This is a genomic window from Streptomyces sp. NPDC032161, from assembly GCF_040636995.1.
GTDB lineage: Bacteria > Actinomycetota > Actinomycetes > Streptomycetales > Streptomycetaceae > Streptomyces.
Genome location: NZ_JBEZVN010000015.1, coordinates 63622 through 79759, shown reverse-complemented (window position 1 = coordinate 79759; position 16138 = coordinate 63622). Strand labels below are relative to the sequence as shown.

At 72.0% G+C, this 16138-nt stretch carries 14 protein-coding genes; 5 read left to right on the top strand and 9 right to left on the bottom strand.

Annotated features, from left to right (window positions below; genetic code table 11):
* Positions 1–238: 238 nt before the first annotated feature.
* On the top strand, positions 239–1432 hold the full coding sequence (locus tag AB0E67_RS23600) for a HAMP domain-containing sensor histidine kinase (RefSeq protein WP_362030265.1): 1194 nt from the start codon (positions 239–241) through the stop codon (positions 1430–1432).
* On the opposite strand, the gene AB0E67_RS23595 is transcribed toward AB0E67_RS23600, so the two are convergent.
* On the bottom strand, positions 1366–3216 hold the full coding sequence (locus tag AB0E67_RS23595; protein ID WP_362030129.1) for a VWA domain-containing protein: 1851 nt from the start codon (positions 3214–3216) through the stop codon (positions 1366–1368). The two genes, AB0E67_RS23600 and AB0E67_RS23595, sit on opposite strands and share 67 nt — an antisense overlap.
* 324 nt (positions 3217–3540) lie before the next feature.
* On the opposite strand from AB0E67_RS23595, the gene AB0E67_RS23590 reads away from it, so the two are divergent.
* Positions 3541–5220, top strand: a complete 1680-nt coding sequence (locus tag AB0E67_RS23590) for a hypothetical protein (RefSeq protein WP_362030126.1) — start codon at positions 3541–3543, stop codon at positions 5218–5220.
* 64 nt (positions 5221–5284) lie between these two features.
* Complete coding sequence (locus AB0E67_RS23585; RefSeq protein WP_351517623.1) at positions 5285–5686, top strand: RNA-binding S4 domain-containing protein; 402 nt, start codon at positions 5285–5287, stop codon at positions 5684–5686.
* 114 nt (positions 5687–5800) lie between these two features.
* Here the strand turns inward: AB0E67_RS23585 and AB0E67_RS23580 are convergent, their stop codons facing one another.
* The 4 genes from AB0E67_RS23580 to AB0E67_RS23565 all read right to left on the bottom strand — a co-directional run bounded on the left by AB0E67_RS23580 (position 5801) and on the right by AB0E67_RS23565 (position 10288).
* Positions 5801–7813 (bottom strand): FUSC family protein, encoded by a 2013-nt coding sequence (locus AB0E67_RS23580; protein WP_362030123.1) that lies wholly within the window; start codon positions 7811–7813, stop codon positions 5801–5803.
* Between the two features lie 64 nt (positions 7814–7877).
* A complete protein-coding gene (locus AB0E67_RS23575; protein WP_362030120.1) occupies positions 7878–8174 on the bottom strand; it encodes a DUF2630 family protein in 297 nt (98 codons plus the stop codon).
* Between the two features lie 23 nt (positions 8175–8197).
* Complete coding sequence (locus tag AB0E67_RS23570; protein WP_362030118.1) at positions 8198–9247, bottom strand: NADP-dependent oxidoreductase; 1050 nt, start codon at positions 9245–9247, stop codon at positions 8198–8200.
* Positions 9248–9259: 12 nt separating this feature from the next.
* Positions 9260–10288, bottom strand: a complete 1029-nt coding sequence (locus AB0E67_RS23565) for a hypothetical protein (RefSeq protein WP_362030115.1) — start codon at positions 10286–10288, stop codon at positions 9260–9262.
* A 166-nt stretch (positions 10289–10454) separates the two neighbouring features.
* Between AB0E67_RS23565 and AB0E67_RS23560 the strand changes: the two genes are divergently transcribed.
* Positions 10455–10865 carry a hypothetical protein gene (locus AB0E67_RS23560; RefSeq protein ID WP_362030113.1) on the top strand — a complete coding sequence of 137 codons (411 nt, stop codon included), beginning with the start codon at positions 10455–10457 and terminating at the stop codon, positions 10863–10865.
* A 200-nt stretch (positions 10866–11065) separates the two neighbouring features.
* On the opposite strand, the gene AB0E67_RS23555 is transcribed toward AB0E67_RS23560, so the two are convergent.
* From AB0E67_RS23555 to wrbA, 4 genes are all read right to left on the bottom strand, one after another.
* The gene (locus AB0E67_RS23555; protein ID WP_362030111.1) at positions 11066–11488 is read right to left on the bottom strand and encodes a universal stress protein; all 423 of its coding nucleotides are present in this window, start codon (positions 11486–11488) and stop codon (positions 11066–11068) included.
* A 304-nt stretch (positions 11489–11792) separates the two neighbouring features.
* A complete protein-coding gene (locus tag AB0E67_RS23550; protein WP_362030262.1) occupies positions 11793–12446 on the bottom strand; it encodes an FMN reductase in 654 nt (217 codons plus the stop codon).
* A 32-nt stretch (positions 12447–12478) separates the two neighbouring features.
* On the bottom strand, positions 12479–13633 hold the full coding sequence (locus AB0E67_RS23545) for an LLM class flavin-dependent oxidoreductase (protein WP_362030108.1): 1155 nt from the start codon (positions 13631–13633) through the stop codon (positions 12479–12481).
* A gap of 352 nt (positions 13634–13985) precedes the next feature.
* Positions 13986–14603: an NAD(P)H:quinone oxidoreductase gene (gene wrbA, locus AB0E67_RS23540; protein WP_351517636.1), complete on the bottom strand. Its 618-nt coding sequence runs from the start codon at positions 14601–14603 to the stop codon at positions 13986–13988.
* 406 nt (positions 14604–15009) lie between these two features.
* Here wrbA and trpS point away from each other — a divergent pair, with 406 nt between their 5' ends.
* Positions 15010–16113: a tryptophan--tRNA ligase gene (gene trpS, locus AB0E67_RS23535; RefSeq protein WP_362030105.1), complete on the top strand. Its 1104-nt coding sequence runs from the start codon at positions 15010–15012 to the stop codon at positions 16111–16113.
* The last annotated feature ends 25 nt before the right edge of the window (positions 16114–16138 follow it).

The following is a 16138-nucleotide window of genomic DNA, read 5'->3' as shown; positions in this document are numbered from 1 at the left end:
CTCGTCTTCCTCGTCTCCCTCGTTTCCCTCGTCACGCTCGTCCGGCTCGTCGCATGGGACGCGGGGGAAGCGTGGGAAGCGTGCGTCGCGGGTGGACCGTGATGCCGCGCGTGTGCCGCGCCGGGGCGGGCGCGTTCCGCGTGATGCCGCGCGCGTGCCGCGAGCGCCTCGTGTTCCCGGTGCCGCCTTTCGCGTACCGCGCGTCTTCCGCGTTCCGCGCCCGCGCTGTCCGCCGCTCATCCGGCATTCCACGATCCGGACCCGGATCGCGCTCGTGTACGGCGGGGCCTTCCTGGTGCTGGGTACGGCACTGCTCGCCACCGTCAACCTCGCCTCGCGCGCGGGCACGGACTCCCAGGCGCGGGACATCGCGCGCACGGCCGCGGTCGTCCAGCCCGGATACGCCGTCAACGGCCCCCTCGTCACCCGGCGCACGCTCGGGCCGCCGACCGTCTACGACCTCACCGACCACGTCAGCGACGCGGCCGGTCATCAGCTGCTCATCTGGTCCGTCGCCTCGCTGCTCGTCATGACGGCGTGCGCGGTCGGGGTGGGATGGTGGACCGCGGGGCGGGTCCTGCGTCCCGTCCACACCATGACCGCCAAGGCGCGCCGGCTCTCCGAGCACACCCTCCACGAGCGCATCGCGGCCCATGGCCCCGACGACGAGCTGAAGGAACTCGGCGACACCCTCGACGCCCTGCTGGCCCGGCTGGAGAAGGCGTTCGACAGCCAGCGGCGGTTCATCGCCAACGCCTCGCACGAACTGCGGACCCCGCTCGCCACCCAGCGGGCCGCGATCCAGATCGGCCTGGACGACCCGTCCCAGGAGGATCTCGTACGGACCCGGCAGACGCTGCTGGACAACAACCGGCGCAGCGAACGGCTCATCGAGGGGCTGCTGGTCCTGGCCCGCAGCGAACGCGGGCTCGCGGCGGGCGAGCGGGAGGAGGTGGACTTCGCGCGGGTCGTGTCGGAGGAGGCGGCCCGGCACCCGGGCGTGCGGGTCGACACCGGGCCCTGCGCGGTACGGGGGAACCGGATGCTGCTGGCCCAGCTGGTGGCGAACCTGCTGGCCAACGCCGTCACGTACAACGTGCCCGACGGGACCGTGGAGGTGTCGGCGGTGACGGCCGGCGAGAGCGTGCTGCTGGAGGTGCGCAATACCGGGCCGGTGGTGGACGCGGAGGACATTCCCGGGCTGTTCGAGCCGTTCCGGCGCGGTGAGGGCAGGGACCGGATGGGGCGCGGGTCGGGGCTGGGCCTGTCGATCGTGCGCTCCATCGCGGTCGCGCACGACGGTACGGTCACGGCGGTGCCGGGCCCCGGGGGCGGGCTCGCCGTGACCGTACGCCTGCCGGCGGATCAGGCCTCGGTGGCCGCCGCTCGGGCCGCGATCCAGTTGGGGAGGGCGGCGAGGACCGCGCGGTAGAAGGCGGCGTCCGGGACCTCGCGGGGGGTGGGGCCCGCGTGGAAGAACCCGGCGTTCGGGGCGTCCAGCTTCCGCAGGAAGTCGAAGCCCTTCGCGTCCTCTTCGCCGAACGCGACGAACTGGAAGAACAGCGGCAGCCGCGCCGCGTCGGCGAGCGCCTGCTTCGCGGCCTGCTTGGCGTCCGGCGGGCCGTCCGTCTGGAAGACGACCAGGGCGGGACCGGTCGCCTCCGACTTCTCGTAGTGCGTGACGATCTCTTCGACGGCGCGGTGGTAGTTCGTACGGCCGAGGCGGCCCAGACCCGCGTTCATCTCGTCGATGCGGCCCTCGTGACCGGCGAGCTCGACCGTGCCGGTGCCGTCGATGTCGGTCGAGAAGAACACGACCTGGACGGTGGCGGTCTCGTCCAGGTGCGCGGCGAGGGCCACGGCGCGGTCGCCGAGGTGCTGGGCGCTGCCGTCCTTGTAGAACGGGCGCATGGAGCCGGAGCGGTCGAGGACGAGGTAGATGGTGGCGCGCAGGCCGGTCAGCCCGTGCGCCTTGAGCCCGGCCTGGGCGGCCTTGTACGCGCCGACGAGGCCGGGCGCGCGGGTCTTGACGCGGGCGAGCGAGAGGGCCGGCTTGGGGGCCGGTGCCGCAGCGATGGGGGTCGAGGCGGCGGGGGCCGGGGCGGACTCCGGGGCGGACTCCGACTCCGGCTCGGGGGCAGGAGCGGACGAGGGGGCCGGTGCGGCGTCCGGGGCGGCGGTGGTCCCCGTGGTGGTGGCCGTGGGGGCCGTGGTGGTGGCAGGTTCGGAGGTGGGTTCCGGCTCGGCCGGGGTTGCGGCGGCTTCGGGCCCGGGAGTCGCGGTGGCGTCGGCCTCGGGGACCGGCGTCGGCTCGGTCTCCGGCGTCGGCTCGGGGGTCTCGGCGGTGGTGAGCGGCGCGGCCTCGGGCTCGGCGTCGGCCTCGGGCCGGGCGGGGGTCTCGACTGCCGGGGCGGCCTCGACGACGGATTCGGTCTCGACGGTGGGCCCGGCCTCGACCTCGGCCTCGACCTTGGGGTCGACGGTGGGCCCGGCCTCGACCTTGGCCTTGACCTCGATCCGGGTCTCGGCCTCGGTCTCGTCCTTGAGCGGTTCCGGCTCCGTCTCGGCGGCGGGCTCTGCGATGGTCGCGGCCTCCGGCTCGGGTTCAGGCCGCGCGACGGTCGGCTCGGACCCGGCGACAGCCTCGGCCTCGTCGGCCTGGTCGTTCTTCGGCTCGGTGCCCACCGCCTCTGCGGCTTCTGCTTCCGCGATCTCCGCGACCGCCTCCTCTGCGGGCTTCCGCTCCGCAGCCTCCGGCTCGTCCGACGCCGCCGACCCCGACGCCGACACCGCGACCGGCTCCGAGTTCGATTCAGGCTTCGGCTCCGACACGGAAACCGGCTCCGACACCTGTTCCGGGTCGGGTTCGTTCGACTTCGGCTCGTCCGACTTCGGCTTCGAGGCCGAACCCTGCGACGGGAACGAGGGGATGGAGGCCTTGTCGAAGGCCGCCGCCACCAGGTCCGAGGCCAGGCCGGTGCCGCCGTCGCTCTCGGCGGACCGGGGCGAGGCGGGGGCCGGGATCGAAGCCTTGGGGGCCGGGTCGGTTGCGCGCGCCGGGGCCTCCGCCGTGGTCGGCTCGTCCGCCGGTGCAGCGACCGGCTCCGACTCCGCGGGCGCGGTGCGTTCGGTCTGGGGCGGGACCGTGGCCGTCGGCGCGTCCTGCTCCGCGCGGTCACGGCCGAACACCTTGCGCAGCAAGCTCCGAATGCCCATGGGCGAGGCCTTTCGCGTGAGTGGGGTGCGATGAATGTCCGACCTGCGGGAATTGATCCCTGGCCAGGGCGGATATGTAAGGTTAGCGGCCGGATCCGGCCCTTCGTCGGCACGGCCCGCCCGTGGGAAAACCGATCGGCGAACGATCTCCCGCCGAGCCCCGAACGAGCCCTGTGCGCATGCCGTGCGGGCCTGATGTGCTTCGTTCAAATGTACTGATGCGGGCCCGAATTGCCTTGTTAGCGTGAGCGGACGGTGCACGTGACGGGAAGTCAGGTGCACCGTTGTCCGTTATTCACCTGCATTGCCGAGAAGGGCCTTCATATGGGGAAACCCTCTCGTCGAACACGTATTGCGGCTTGTGCCGTCGCGGCCGGAGCGCTGCTTTCCGGACTTGCTCCGGCGGCCGGTGCCACCGCCGCTCCGCTGACCTCCCAGTCGTCCGCCGCGTCGGCCGCGGACGATCCCGTACCGGGCAACGAGGGCATGCCGGACGACGGTTTCGACAACGAGTCCGAGGGAGAGCAGGACGACTTCGCGGGGGCCGGGGCCGGAACGGCTTCGACCGCTCCGAGGACCGCCGTCACCGCGGCGCCCGTTCCCGGACGGGCCACCGACTTCAAGCTGGCGAAGGGTTCCGACCTTTCCGGTCTTGTCTCGAAGCTGGACGCCGGGCTGCCCAAGCAGGGGCTCACCGAGCTGATGGAGCAGGCCAATCGGCCCGCCGGCTGGGAGGGCGCCTGCGGAACCACCGGCATCTACGGACCCGACCCGGCGGTCAACCACCGCGTCTGCTGGAAGAGCGACGACGCCACCTCCTCGGAATGGGTCCCGCAGGCCATCACCGGCGTATCGGACGCGCAGGAGGACGAGGACTGGGGCACGTCCCATTCCGAGCCGATCGCCGTGGCCGGTTACGACGCGGAGAACCCGGGCCGCAGCGACTACCTCTCGGGCCGCGACAACTGCCTCCTGAGCCCGGCGGTGGACGCCTGCAACGAAAAGGGCATCCGGGTCAGCTTCTTCAATCAGGCCACCAAGATGTACCGCCATGTGCTGCTGGTCTGGCCGTACATCAACTCCAAGGACCACATCTCCTTCGACGCACTGCACGCGCGCGAGGGCAGGTGCGTCGGCGAGGTGACGTCCTCCTGCGCCGCGCAGAACGGCATCCACGCCGGTGGAATGGTCTGGTACGGCAACTACCTGTACGTCGCCGACACCGCCAACGGCCTGCGGGTCTTCGACCTGCGCAAGATCATGGACCTCAACCCGGACAACAAGGCCGACGTCGACGACCCGACGCCGGACGGCCTGGTCAGCAACGTCACGGACAAGAAGCGCATCGGCCGGCAGAACAACGTCTGGTACGGCTACGGCTACCGCTATGTCATGCCGCAGGTCGCCACGCTGAAGTTCACCACGGCGAAGAACGGCCGAGCCACCAGCGGCAACCAGTGCTACGCCACCGGGCGCCCCAAAGCCTCGTACATCTCGCTGGACCGCACCGACACCGACCACATGGTCCTCGGTGAGTACTGCAACACCAACAACGGCGGTACGAGCCCCGGCCGGGTCGGCACCTATCCGATGACCGCGCTGACGGCCGCGGTCGAGGGCGCCACCGGCACGACCGCCTCCGCCGACCTGGCCTACGGCCTGCCGACCGGTGCCACGTTCAACAACGAGGCGTTGTGGCACAAGATCCAGGGCGTCACGCGGTACGAGGGCAAGTGGTACTTCCACCGCAGCAACGGCTACGACAACGGCCGGCTGCTCCAGGCCACGCCGGGCACGGTCGACGGGACCAGCCGGCTGGTCGGCAACGCGAAGGTCCTGCAGTCGTCGTTCGGGCCCGAGGACCTCTATCTGGCGCACGGGCGCGGTGACGGCTTCGCACCGCAGCTGTGGTCGCTGAGCGAGCACGCGCCGAGCAAGTGCGGGGCGTGCAAGCGCGAGCTGTACAGCTACAACATGTCGGAGGTCATCGGCGACTTCGGCTGAGGCCCGGGGCCTCGTGAGTGATTCCGGCCTGACCCGACGCCCGCGCCGCACTACAGTCGGACACATGGTTTCCGGTGAGGCGCCGCAGGCGGAGGGCAGTGCCCGGGTCGACGTCTGGATCTGGTCGGTCCGGTTGACGAAGACCCGTTCGCAGGCCGCTGCCGCCTGCCGTGCGGGGCATGTGAAGGTCGCCGGTGAGCGTGCCAAGCCCGCTCAGACGGTGCGCGTCGGCGACGAGGTACGGCTTCGGCACGCGGGCCGGGACCGGATCGTGGTCGTGTCGAAGATCGTGAAGAAGCGGGTCGGCCCACCGGTGGCGGCCGAGTGCTTCATCGACAACAGCCCGCCCCCGCCGCCGCGCGAGGCGGCGATCCAGGTCCCGGTACGCGACCGGGGCGCGGGGCGGCCGACGAAGCGGGACCGGCGGGAGATGGAGCGGCTGCGGGGCGGCGGTTCCACGAGGTGAGCGGCCGCCCCGGCTCCTGACCGTGCGGGCCGGACCGTGACCGTGCGGCCACAGCCCGGACCGTTCGTACGACTGCGGCTGCGTCCGCGGCCGGGGCCACGACCACGAGCGCGGCTACGGCTGGGGGGACGCGATGGCCCGTGCCGCCGCCACCTCCCGGCGCAGGGGGGCCAGCACCCCCTTCTCGTCGCCCGGCAGTTCGGCACGCACCTCCACCAGGACCTCGCTCGACCGTATCCCGTCGGCCAGTTCCATCAACTGCCGCCGGATCTCCGCCACTTCCTCCGCCGGTGGTTCCGGTGCTCCGTGGTTGACCCGGACCCGGGCCGCCGTCGTCGCGTCCACGATGCGCTCGACGGCGACGACCAGCGGCCACCAGGCGGCGGCCCGGGCGCCGACCGGGGGCGGTTCGGTCAGCGCGCGCTGGAACTCGGACCGTACGACCGACAGATCGCGGTAGATGCGGCGTCGGGCCCGCAGGCGCTCCGCCCGGTCGCCCGCACCACCGCTCCCGGGGTCCCGGGCGCTCGCCCGGTTCCCGCCTCCCCCGCCGTACGCGCCCGGCTCGAACGCGCAGGCCACGTAGTCGGCGATGTCCGTCACCACGTCCGCGAGCCGGTGCCCGACGCGGGCGTGCCAGCTCTCCGGCCACAGGAGGTAGCCCGCCACGAGCACGATGGCGCAGCCGATCAGGCTGTCCAGGAAGCGCGGCCAGACCAGGTCGAAGCCCTCGTGGTTCAGCAGGTCGGACAGGAGCAGGATGACCGGGGTGATGGCCGCGGTCTGGAAGGCGTAACCCTTCGCCGTGAACGCCGGGATCAGCGCCGCGAGCAGCACCATCACCGGCACGTCCCACCAGCCGATCGGCACCGCGGCGAGCACCGGCGCGGCGACCACGAGCCCGGCCGCCGTGCCCACCGAGCGCAGCACGGCCCGCGAGAACACCGAACCGAAGTCCGGCTTGAGGACGAACGTGACGGTCAGCGCGACCCAGTAGGAGCGCGGCACCGGGATCAGCGAGGTCAGGGCCTGGGCCAGGCCGACGCACAGGGCGAGCCGCAGACCGTACCGCCACGAGGCCCCGGTGAACAGCACGCTGCGGGCGGTCCGCCGCACGCGTACCCCGAGCGCCGCGGGGCGTCCGAGCCGGTCGTCGACGTTGTACGGATCGGGATCGGCCTTGTGCACGACGGTCGCGGCGTGCCGCAGCGCGCTGTCCACGGCCCTGGTCGCGGGCGAGTCCGGGGCGGGCAGGCTGAGTTCGGGGCGGCCGGTACGGCTCTCCTCGACGGCGGCGGCCAGTTCGCGTACCGCCTCGGGGATCGCGTCCGGCAGCCGGATGCCGCGCACATGGACCGCGGGCGCCGCCTCGACGAGCGGGATGACGACGTTGAGCTGGGCGAGCAGCCGCACCATGGCGTTGCTGCGGCCGTGATAGCGGGCCCGGCGCGCCAGGATCAGGTCGTACGAGGTGTTGAGGGACTGCGTGACGGCCTGGCGCCGTTCGTCGTACGCGTCGCCGCCCGCGGCGGCCAGCAGATCGGCGACCGCGAGATAGGTGCCCGCGACCGCGACCCGCTCCGGCAGTTTCCGCCGCAGCGGCCAGGCCAGCAGGGTCAGGGCGAGGACGAACAGACCGCCGACCGTGAGCAGCAGCGGGGCCACCCACCAGGGTTCCGGCATCGGCAGACCTGCGCCGACCACCGCGTTGAGCAGGAGCAGCAGTCCGGACACGGAGGCGACCGCGCCGATCGTCGACATCATCCCGGAGACCAGGCCGACCACCGTCAGCGCGGCGACCGCCCGCCACCCCGTCCCGTACACCAGCGTGCCGAGCATGACGCCGAGCGCGCCGAAGAGCTGCGGTACGGCGATGTTGAGTATGCGCATGCGGTACGCGTCGGCGGTGTCGCCGATGACGCCGGACAACGCGCCCATGGAGACGAGCGCGCCGTACGCCGGCCGGCCGAGCGCGAAGCCGACGGCGAGCGGTGCGGCCAGGGCGATGGAGGCGCGGGCGACCGCGGCCCACGGCACGGGGGCGGACGACTGGGGGCGGAGCCCGCTCAGCAGCCAGGTGGGTGGAGTCGTGCGCCTGCGGCCGTTCCCGGTCTCCGTCTGGGTCAACGATTCCCCTCTGTCTTGTGTTCAGCTCCGGTGCGCATCTGTCTCGTGCTCAGCTCCGGTGCGTTCAGCTCTGGTAGCCCTCGACCTCGTCGGCCGACCGGATCCTCGCGGTGGAGGGGTCCTCGCCCGCTTCCCGGAGTGCGCGGCGCTGCCTGAGCAGATCCCAGCACTGACCGAGCCGGATCTCGACCGCGTGCAGTCGCGACCTCTCGTCCGGGGCGAGGCCCATCTCCCGCGAGGAGCGGTCGCGAAGGGTCCGTTCCTCGGCGACGAGGGCGCCGATGTCATCAATGATGTCCCGCTCCTCATTGTTCCTGTTGTGCCGGTCGCCCTTGTTGTCCTTGTTGGTCTCGTTGTTCATGGTGCCTCCTGCGGCGGCCGGGCTCAGAGCACGATGACGGTCTTGCCGCGTGCGCCGCCCGCCCGGTGCCGGTCGAGGGCCTGCGGGGCCTTTTCCAGCGGGAGTTCGGCGTCGATGGGCACGCGCAGTACGCCTTCGGCGGCGCCCGCCGCCAGGATGTCGAGCAGGACCGGGGTGGGTTCGAGCCGGAAGTCGATGCCCGTCACCCCGACCGGGAGCGCGGCCCTCGCGGCGGCGTCGCGGGTACTGAGGGCGATGCCCCCGGCGCGTACCGGCGCGGCGTGCGCGGCGAAGGCGTCCGGTGTGGCGCAGACCAGGTCGACGAGCGCGTCGACGCCGTCCGGGCAGACCTCCCGTACCGCCTCTTCGAGGGGACGGGTCAGGGTGTCGACGGTGGTGGTGGCGCCCAGGGCGGCCATGCGCCTGCGTTCGTCGCCGCGTACGGCCGCGATCACGCGGATGTCCCGGGCCGCCGCGAGCTGGGTGAGGCAGCTGCCGACGCCGCCCGCCGCCCCGACGACCAGCAGGCTCTCGTGGCCGCGGAGCGCCACGGTCTCCAGGATCTGGGCGGCGGCCATCCCGGCGGACGGCAGCGCCGCCGCGACCTCGAGAGGGAGGCCGGGCGGTACGAGCGTGACGGCGGACTCCTGCGGCACGGTCAGGTAGTCGCAGCAGGTGCCGCCGACGGCGGGGCCGGCGGTACGGCCGAAGACCTGGTCGCCGACCCGGAAGCGGTTCGGGCCGCTGCCGATCTTCTCCACCCGCCCGGCGAAGTCCACGCCGACGACCAGGGGGAAGGCAGGGGCGGTGGTGGGTGCGTCGGTGGCGGGTGCGCCAGGGGCGGCGGTGCCGGGGGAGCCGGGCGCATCGAGGGAGGAGCCGGGTGCGACGGGGGAGCCAGGTGTTTTCGTTGAGCCGGGCGTTTCGGCTGAGCCGGGTACGGTCTGCCAGTCGCAGGGGTTGAGCGCGGCGTACTCGACCCTGACCCGGATCTCCCCGGCCCCCGGTTCCGGCTTGGGCAGCTCGACCAGTTCGGGCGCGGCCCGGAACGCGCGGACGGCTATCGCTCGCATGTGGATGACCTCTCAGTCGTCCCCGATACGGCAGTCACGGGAACCACTGTGTCCCGGCCCGTCCGCCGACGCACGTCGAGCCCGCCACACCCCGGCCGGGACGCCGCCCCGCCGGGCGAGCACCGCACACAGGGCCACCGCGAGCCCCGCACCGAGCACCGCCCACGCCGTCGTGCGCAGCGAGCCCGTCAGCGCGTCGTACACCGCCGCCGCACCGCCCGTCTGACCGGCCGGCACCCCGGCCAGCACCCGGTTGCGGGCGATCGCGACCACCACGCGCAGCACCAGCGCCCCCAGCGCGAAACCGAGCCCGACCAGCGCCGTGGCCGCGAGCGCGGCCTGCGCGCCCGTCGTGCCCCGTGCGCTCGTCCGGTCCCTCGCGCTCCTCGCGTCACCGGTGCCCGCCGCGCCGTGTTCGCCTCCCGGCCGCCCGCCGCGCGTCCGGCCCACGATCCCGGCCACGACCACGGTCAGGACGGCGAACACCACCGTGCCGACGGCGGGCAGCACGCTTCCGGCACGCAGCAGGCGGAAGGTGTGGCGCAGCTGGTCGGCGCGGTCGGCGGAGATGAGTGTGATCTTCGTGTGCTGGACCGGGATCCGGTCGGCGAACGGGACCCCGTTCTCCTTCAGGTTTTCCTTGATCTGCTCGGTCACGGGCGCCAGATCGATGATGACGGCCTCGCCCGCGTTGCCGTTCAGCGCGGCGGTGACGGCCTCGTGGGCGGTGCGGTTGGCGGCGTTCCACGCGTCCTGGAAGGCGTCGGTGGTGGTGAAGGACAGCACCGCCTGGTGCAGGAAGTTCCGTACGACGTCCTGGATCGGCCCGGCGTCGATCTGCTGCATCGTCGCGTCGGTGATCTGGTCGGCGACGGTGGTGCGCACCTCCGGGTCGGAGGCGAGCGGGGCCACCGCGGCGACGTACCGGTCCGTGTCGTCGATCTCCAGGTCCACCCAGGCGGACAGCGCGCTCAGCGGGATGAGCACGGCGAGCAGCACCGGCACCACCACCGACAGCGTCTTCGAGAGATATGTCCGCACCCCTCCAGGAAATCCCGTACGGCGGCCCCGTGTCCCAGGCTCTGGGCCATCCGAGTTGCCTGGCGGGGCGGCCGGGTGTGCTCTGGAGGGAAAAGAGGACGGTGCGTCCCGGGGGAAAGAGGGGCGCCGTGTCCTGGAGGGGCGGCGACGGAAGGAGCTCTCCGCCATGGCCACTCACGTAGCGAGTCCGACACGCGGCCGGTCCCGGGGCGGGGCACACGCGCGTCGGCGCAGCACGCTCGCCTGGGCGATACCCGTCGTACTGGGTGCGGCGTACGGCCTGTACGCGTCGTTCATCCTTCGCAACCACGGCGCGAGCGGCGGCCGGCAGTTCTGGTACGGCCTGATCACGGCCGTGGTCCTCGGGGCGCTCTGCTTCGTGCTGGGCCGATTCCAGCGCGGCATGATTCCCCTGATGAAGGGGGTGGCCTACGGGGCGCTGACCTGGGCGGCGATCGGGCTGCTGGTGGGGCTGACCGGGTCGAGCGTGCTGCGGTCATCGGCGCTGGGGCTGTCGGTCGGCCTCGGGATGTTCGTCACGGCGTTCTACCTCTTCTACACGCACGAGAGAGCGTGACCTCCGCCGCCGGGGTCCCCCCGGTCCTACCACGGGTGCCACCCGGCAGGACCGGTACGGCCCGCATGACCGGCACGACGACGGGCCCGCACGGAAATGTGTGCGGGCCCGTCGCCGTCACGACTCGTCATGATTCGTCATCGTCATGACGCCGTCGCGGTGATTCGTGTGCGGCGTACGAGGTACGTCGCGGTGGTACGTCAGTCGCGTACGACCGTCACCGGGCACGACGCGTGCTGGGTGACGTGGAGGCTGACCGAGCCGAGCAGCGTCGCCTTGAAACCGCTGTACCCGCGTGCGCCCACGACCAGCAGGTTCGCGCCCTTGGCCCGCTCCAGCAAGGACTGGGCCGGGTTGCCGATCACGATGACCTTGGTCACCTTGGCCGCGCCCTCGGCACCCAGGGCCTCCTCCAGCGCCTCGGTGAGCGACACGGTCGCCAGGGCCTGCGGGTCGAAGTCCTCCGGCATGCCGGGCATCATGGACGCCCAGCTGGTCGCCGGGTACTCCCAGCTGTTGACGGCTTCCACCGTGTCGCCGGTCAGCTCCGCCTGGCGTACGGCCCAGTGCAGTGCCTTGATCGACGACTCGGAGCCGTCGACGCCCACCACGATCCTGCCCATCTCTGCCTCCAGCTCGGTTCGGCTCAGTGCGCAGAGGCGTCACGCGAAGAAACCTCGTACACCCGGTACGGGCCGCTTTCGCATGACGCATCTTTCACGCCAATGTAATCAAACAGGACAGATGTGTTGGTGACGCGGGCCTGTCAGTCCCGGCTGTCCGGCCGTTCGGCCCGAACCGTCCGGACCGATGGGGCCGATGGGGCCGATGGTCCCGGGCCGATGGTCCCGGGCCGGTCGTTCCAGGACGGTCGGCCCGGACCGGGGGACGGAACGGGCCGACGACGGAACGGGCCGACCGAACGGATCAGTCCAGCCGCAGGTCGGCGAGCTGCTGTTCGAACGGTATGACCTCGTCGTCGAGCCCGAGCGTCCTCGGTGCCCCGGAGGCCGCCCGGCCGCCCGTGAGCACGGCGGCGAGTTCGCCGCCCGCCCGCCGGATGCGGGACGGCAGGCCCTCGGTGTACTCGTCGCCGGACGAGCCCCAGTCCTCCGACGCCGCGTACACGGAGGTCGGCAGGACACTGGCCCGCAGGTAGGCGAAGAGCGGGCGCATCGCGTGCTCCAGGACCAGTGAGTGGCGGGCGGTGCCACCCGTCGCCGCGACGACGACGGGCTTGCCGGTGAGCGCGGTGTTGTCGATCAGGTCGAAGAACGACTTGAACAGTCCGCTGTACGACGCGGTGAAGACGGGCGAGACGGCGATCAGGCCGTCGGCCTCCGTCACCTCCTTGATCGCCTTGTCCAGGGCGGCCGGCGGGAAGCCGGTCACCAGGTGGTTGGCGATGTCGACGGCCAGGTCGCGCAGCTCGATCAGCCGGACCTCGACCGTGCGGTCCTGCTCGGCCAGCAGCCGTTCGCGGGCGGCGCCGGCCAGCCGTTCGGCCAGCAGCCGGGTCGACGAGGGGCTGCTCAGTCCCGCCGACACGGCGACGATCCGCAGCGGCTCGGTGGTGGGCAGGGTGGGCGTGCCGGGCGTGGTGGACACGGTGATCAGACCTCCTTCGCGGCGGTGGCAGCGGTGACGGTGGTGCCGGTCGTGGTGCCGTCGGCACCGGGGGCGTCGGCCGCGATGCCACGGGCGGCGGCGACGGCCGGGTGGAGGGGCGCGGCGTCCGGGACCCCGGCCGGCCGCAGGGCGGCGAACTCCTTGCGCAGCACCGGGACGACCTCCTCACCGAGGATGTCGAGCTGCTCCAGGACCGTCTTCAGCGGCAGTCCCGCGTGGTCCATCAGGAACAGCTGGCGCTGGTAGTCGCCGACGGCCTCGCGGAAGGTCAGGGTGCGCTCGATGACCTGCTGCGGGGAACCGACGGTCAGCGGGGTCTCCCGGGTGAAGTCCTCCAACGAGGGCCCGTGCCCGTAGACCGGCGCGTTGTCGAAGTACGGGCGGAACTCCCGTACCGCGTCCTGCGAGTTCTTCCGCATGAACACCTGGCCGCCGAGGCCGACGACGGCCTGCTCGGCGGTGCCGTGCCCGTAGTGCGCGTACCGGCGGCGGTAGAGGTTCACCATCTTCTTGGTGTGCTCCATGGGCCAGAAGATGTTGTTGTGGAAGAAGCCGTCGCCGTAGTATGCGGCCTGCTCGGCGATCTCCGGGGAACGGATCGAACCGTGCCAGACGAACGGCGGGACGCCGTCCAGCGGGCGCGGGGTCGCGGTGAACGACTGCAGCGGCGTACGGAACTTGCCCTCCCAGTCGACGACGTCCTCGCGCCACAGCTTGTGCAGCAGGGCATAGTTCTCGATGGCGAGCGGGATGCCCTGGCGGATGTCCTTGCCGAACCAGGGGTAGACCGGGCCCGTGTTGCCGCGGCCCATCATCAGGTCGACGCGGCCGTCCGCGAGGTGCTGGAGCGTCGCGTAGTCCTCGGCGATCTTCACCGGGTCGTTGGTGGTGATCAGCGTGGTGGACGTGGACAGGATGATGCGGTCGGTGCGGGCGGCGATGTAGCCGAGCGTGGTCGTCGGCGAGGACGGGACGAACGGCGGGTTGTGGTGCTCGCCGGTCGCGAACACGTCCAGCCCGACCTCCTCCGCCTTCTGCGCGATCGCGAGCGTCGCCTTGATCCGCTCGTTCTCGGTCGGTGTCCTGCCGGTGGTCGGGTCCGTGGTGACGTCCCCGACGGTGAAGATCCCGAACTCCATGGCCCGCCTCCGGTTTGTTGAACGTTGAACTATGCAAGCACACCCTACAACGGGACGGGCTCCTGGGCTATTCCGAGGGGGCGTGCCGCTGTTCCGCAGGCCGCTGTCCCGTGTGTCGCTGCTCCACGGGTCTCCGTTCCGCAGGGGCCTGCCGGGGGCGGTGCGTACTTTCTGACCCCGGGCCCGGATTTCCGGCCCCGGGCTCGCTTTCCGGCGCCCGCCCGGCCCTTCGTCCACCCCGGCCCGGTATTCCGGGCTCCCGCGCGCATACGCCGAAGCGCCCGGCGCCGCGATTTGCGGCGACGGGCGCTTCGGGGTCGGGTGCGGCTCGGGCGCCGGGACCGGGCGTGGCTCAGGCGCCGAGGCCGGCCTTGAGAGCCGAGGCGATCTTGACGACGCGCTCGGCCTGGTGACGCGCGGCGTTGCGCGTCTGGTCGGCGATCGGGTTGTTGCCCTGGGCGTCGACGTGGGAGGTGCCGTACGGGTTGCCGTCGATGAACTTCACCGCGTCGGTGTAGCCGGGGGCGACGACCAGGCCGCCGAAGTGGTGGATGGAGTTGTACAGGGCGAGCAGCGTCGACTCCTGGCCGCCATGGGTGGTGGCGGTCGTCACGAAGCCGCTGTACACCTTGTCGGCCAGGGCGCCCCGGGCCCAGAGGCCGCCGAGGGTGTCCAGGAACTGCTTGAGCTGCGAGGACACGTTGCCGAAGCGGGTCGGCGTGCCGAAGATCACGGCGTCGGCCCACTCGACGTCGTCCGGCGTGGCGACCGGTATGCCGGCGCTGGCGGCGGCGTGCGCGGCCCATGCCTCGTTGGAGGCGATGGCGGCCTCCGGCGCGAGCTCGGCGGCCTTCAGCAGGCGCACCTCGGCACCGGCCTTGGCGCCCGCTTCGGCGATCTCCTTGGCGATCTCGGCGCTGAAGCCGGTGGAGGAGTAGTAGATGACAGCGAGCTTCACTGCGGTAGACATGGGACGCATCTCCGTTCAGTACATACGAGACATACGAGACAAGCCGGGCGGCCACCCGCGCCTGTGTAGAGCGGCCACAATTCAACCATTTGGTTCATAATTCAACAAAGATCCCTGGTCGACGCGCCCGGGGTCCTGGCCGGCATGCCGGGGCGCGGGCCGGGGCATGTGGGCCTTTCCCGTACCGCCGGGCGTACCGGCGCGCTAGCATCGGCCCATGACCTGTGCACTGTGCCGGAACTGGTGGCGCTCCTTCTAGGAGCGGCCACTCCACGCGCACGGAACCAGGGCCGTTCGAATCGGACGGCCCTTCTCTCTGCCTCGTACGGGTGCGGATGCCGGTGGATTCCGGCGGGCCGTCCTCCGCCCAGCCAGTACCGCAGCATCAGCGAGGAGAGACAGCCCCATGAACGCAGCCACCGCGACCGCCGACGCGCCCGTCGTCGAAGCCGTGCCCGCCGACGCCTCCGCCACCGACACCGCAGCCCTGCGACGCACCGCCGAGCTGGAGGAGCTGATCCATCGGGCCCCGGAACGCTTCCGGGTGATGACCGGGGACCGGCCCACCGGACCGCTGCACCTCGGGCACTACTTCGGCACCCTCCACAACCGGGTCCGGCTCCAGGACCTCGGGGTGGACGTCTTCGTGATCATCGCCGACTACCAGGTGCTCACCGACCGGGACGGCGCCGACCGGCTCGCCGAGCACATGGAGGCCATGGTCCTGGACTACCTGGCCATCGGCGTCGACCCCGAGCGTTCGACGATCTGCAATCACAGCGCCGTGCCCGCGCTCAACCAGCTGATGCTGCCCTTCCTCAGCCTGATCTCCGTGGCCGAGCTGAACCGCAACCCCACCGTCAAGGACGAGATCGCGCACTCCCGGCAGTCGGCGGTGAGCGGGCTGATGTTCACGTATCCGGTGCACCAGGCCGCCGACATCCTGTTCTGCAAGGGCAATCTGGTGCCGGTCGGGCGGGACCAGCTGCCGCACCTCGAAGTGACCCGGACCGTCGCCCGCCGCTTCAACGAGCGGTACGGACAGGTCTTTCCGGAGCCGGACGCGCTGCTCTCCGCCGCGCCGCTGCTGCTCGGCACCGACGGCACCAAGATGAGCAAGAGCCGGGGCAACTCCATCGCGCTCGGCGCCACCGCCGACGAGACCGCGCGGCTGATCAAGGGGGCGAGGACGGACGCCGAGCGCCACATCACCTACGAGCCGGAGAACCGGCCCGGGGTGTCCTCGCTCGTCCTGCTGGCCGCGCTCTGCCTGGACCGCGACCCGCGCGAGTTGGCGGAGGAGATCGGCGGCGGAGGCGCCGCCGCGCTCAAGCGGACCGTGACCGAGGCGGTCAACGACCGGATGGCGCCGATCCGGGCGCGGCGGGCCGAGTACGCGCGGGACATGGGCTATGTGCGGTCCGTGCTGCGGGCCGGGAACGTGCGCGCCAACGAGATCGCCGGGGCCACACTGGACGAGGTGCGGGGCGCGATGGGCGGGGTGCTGTAGCCGTCTGTTCCACGGGCGTTCTGGC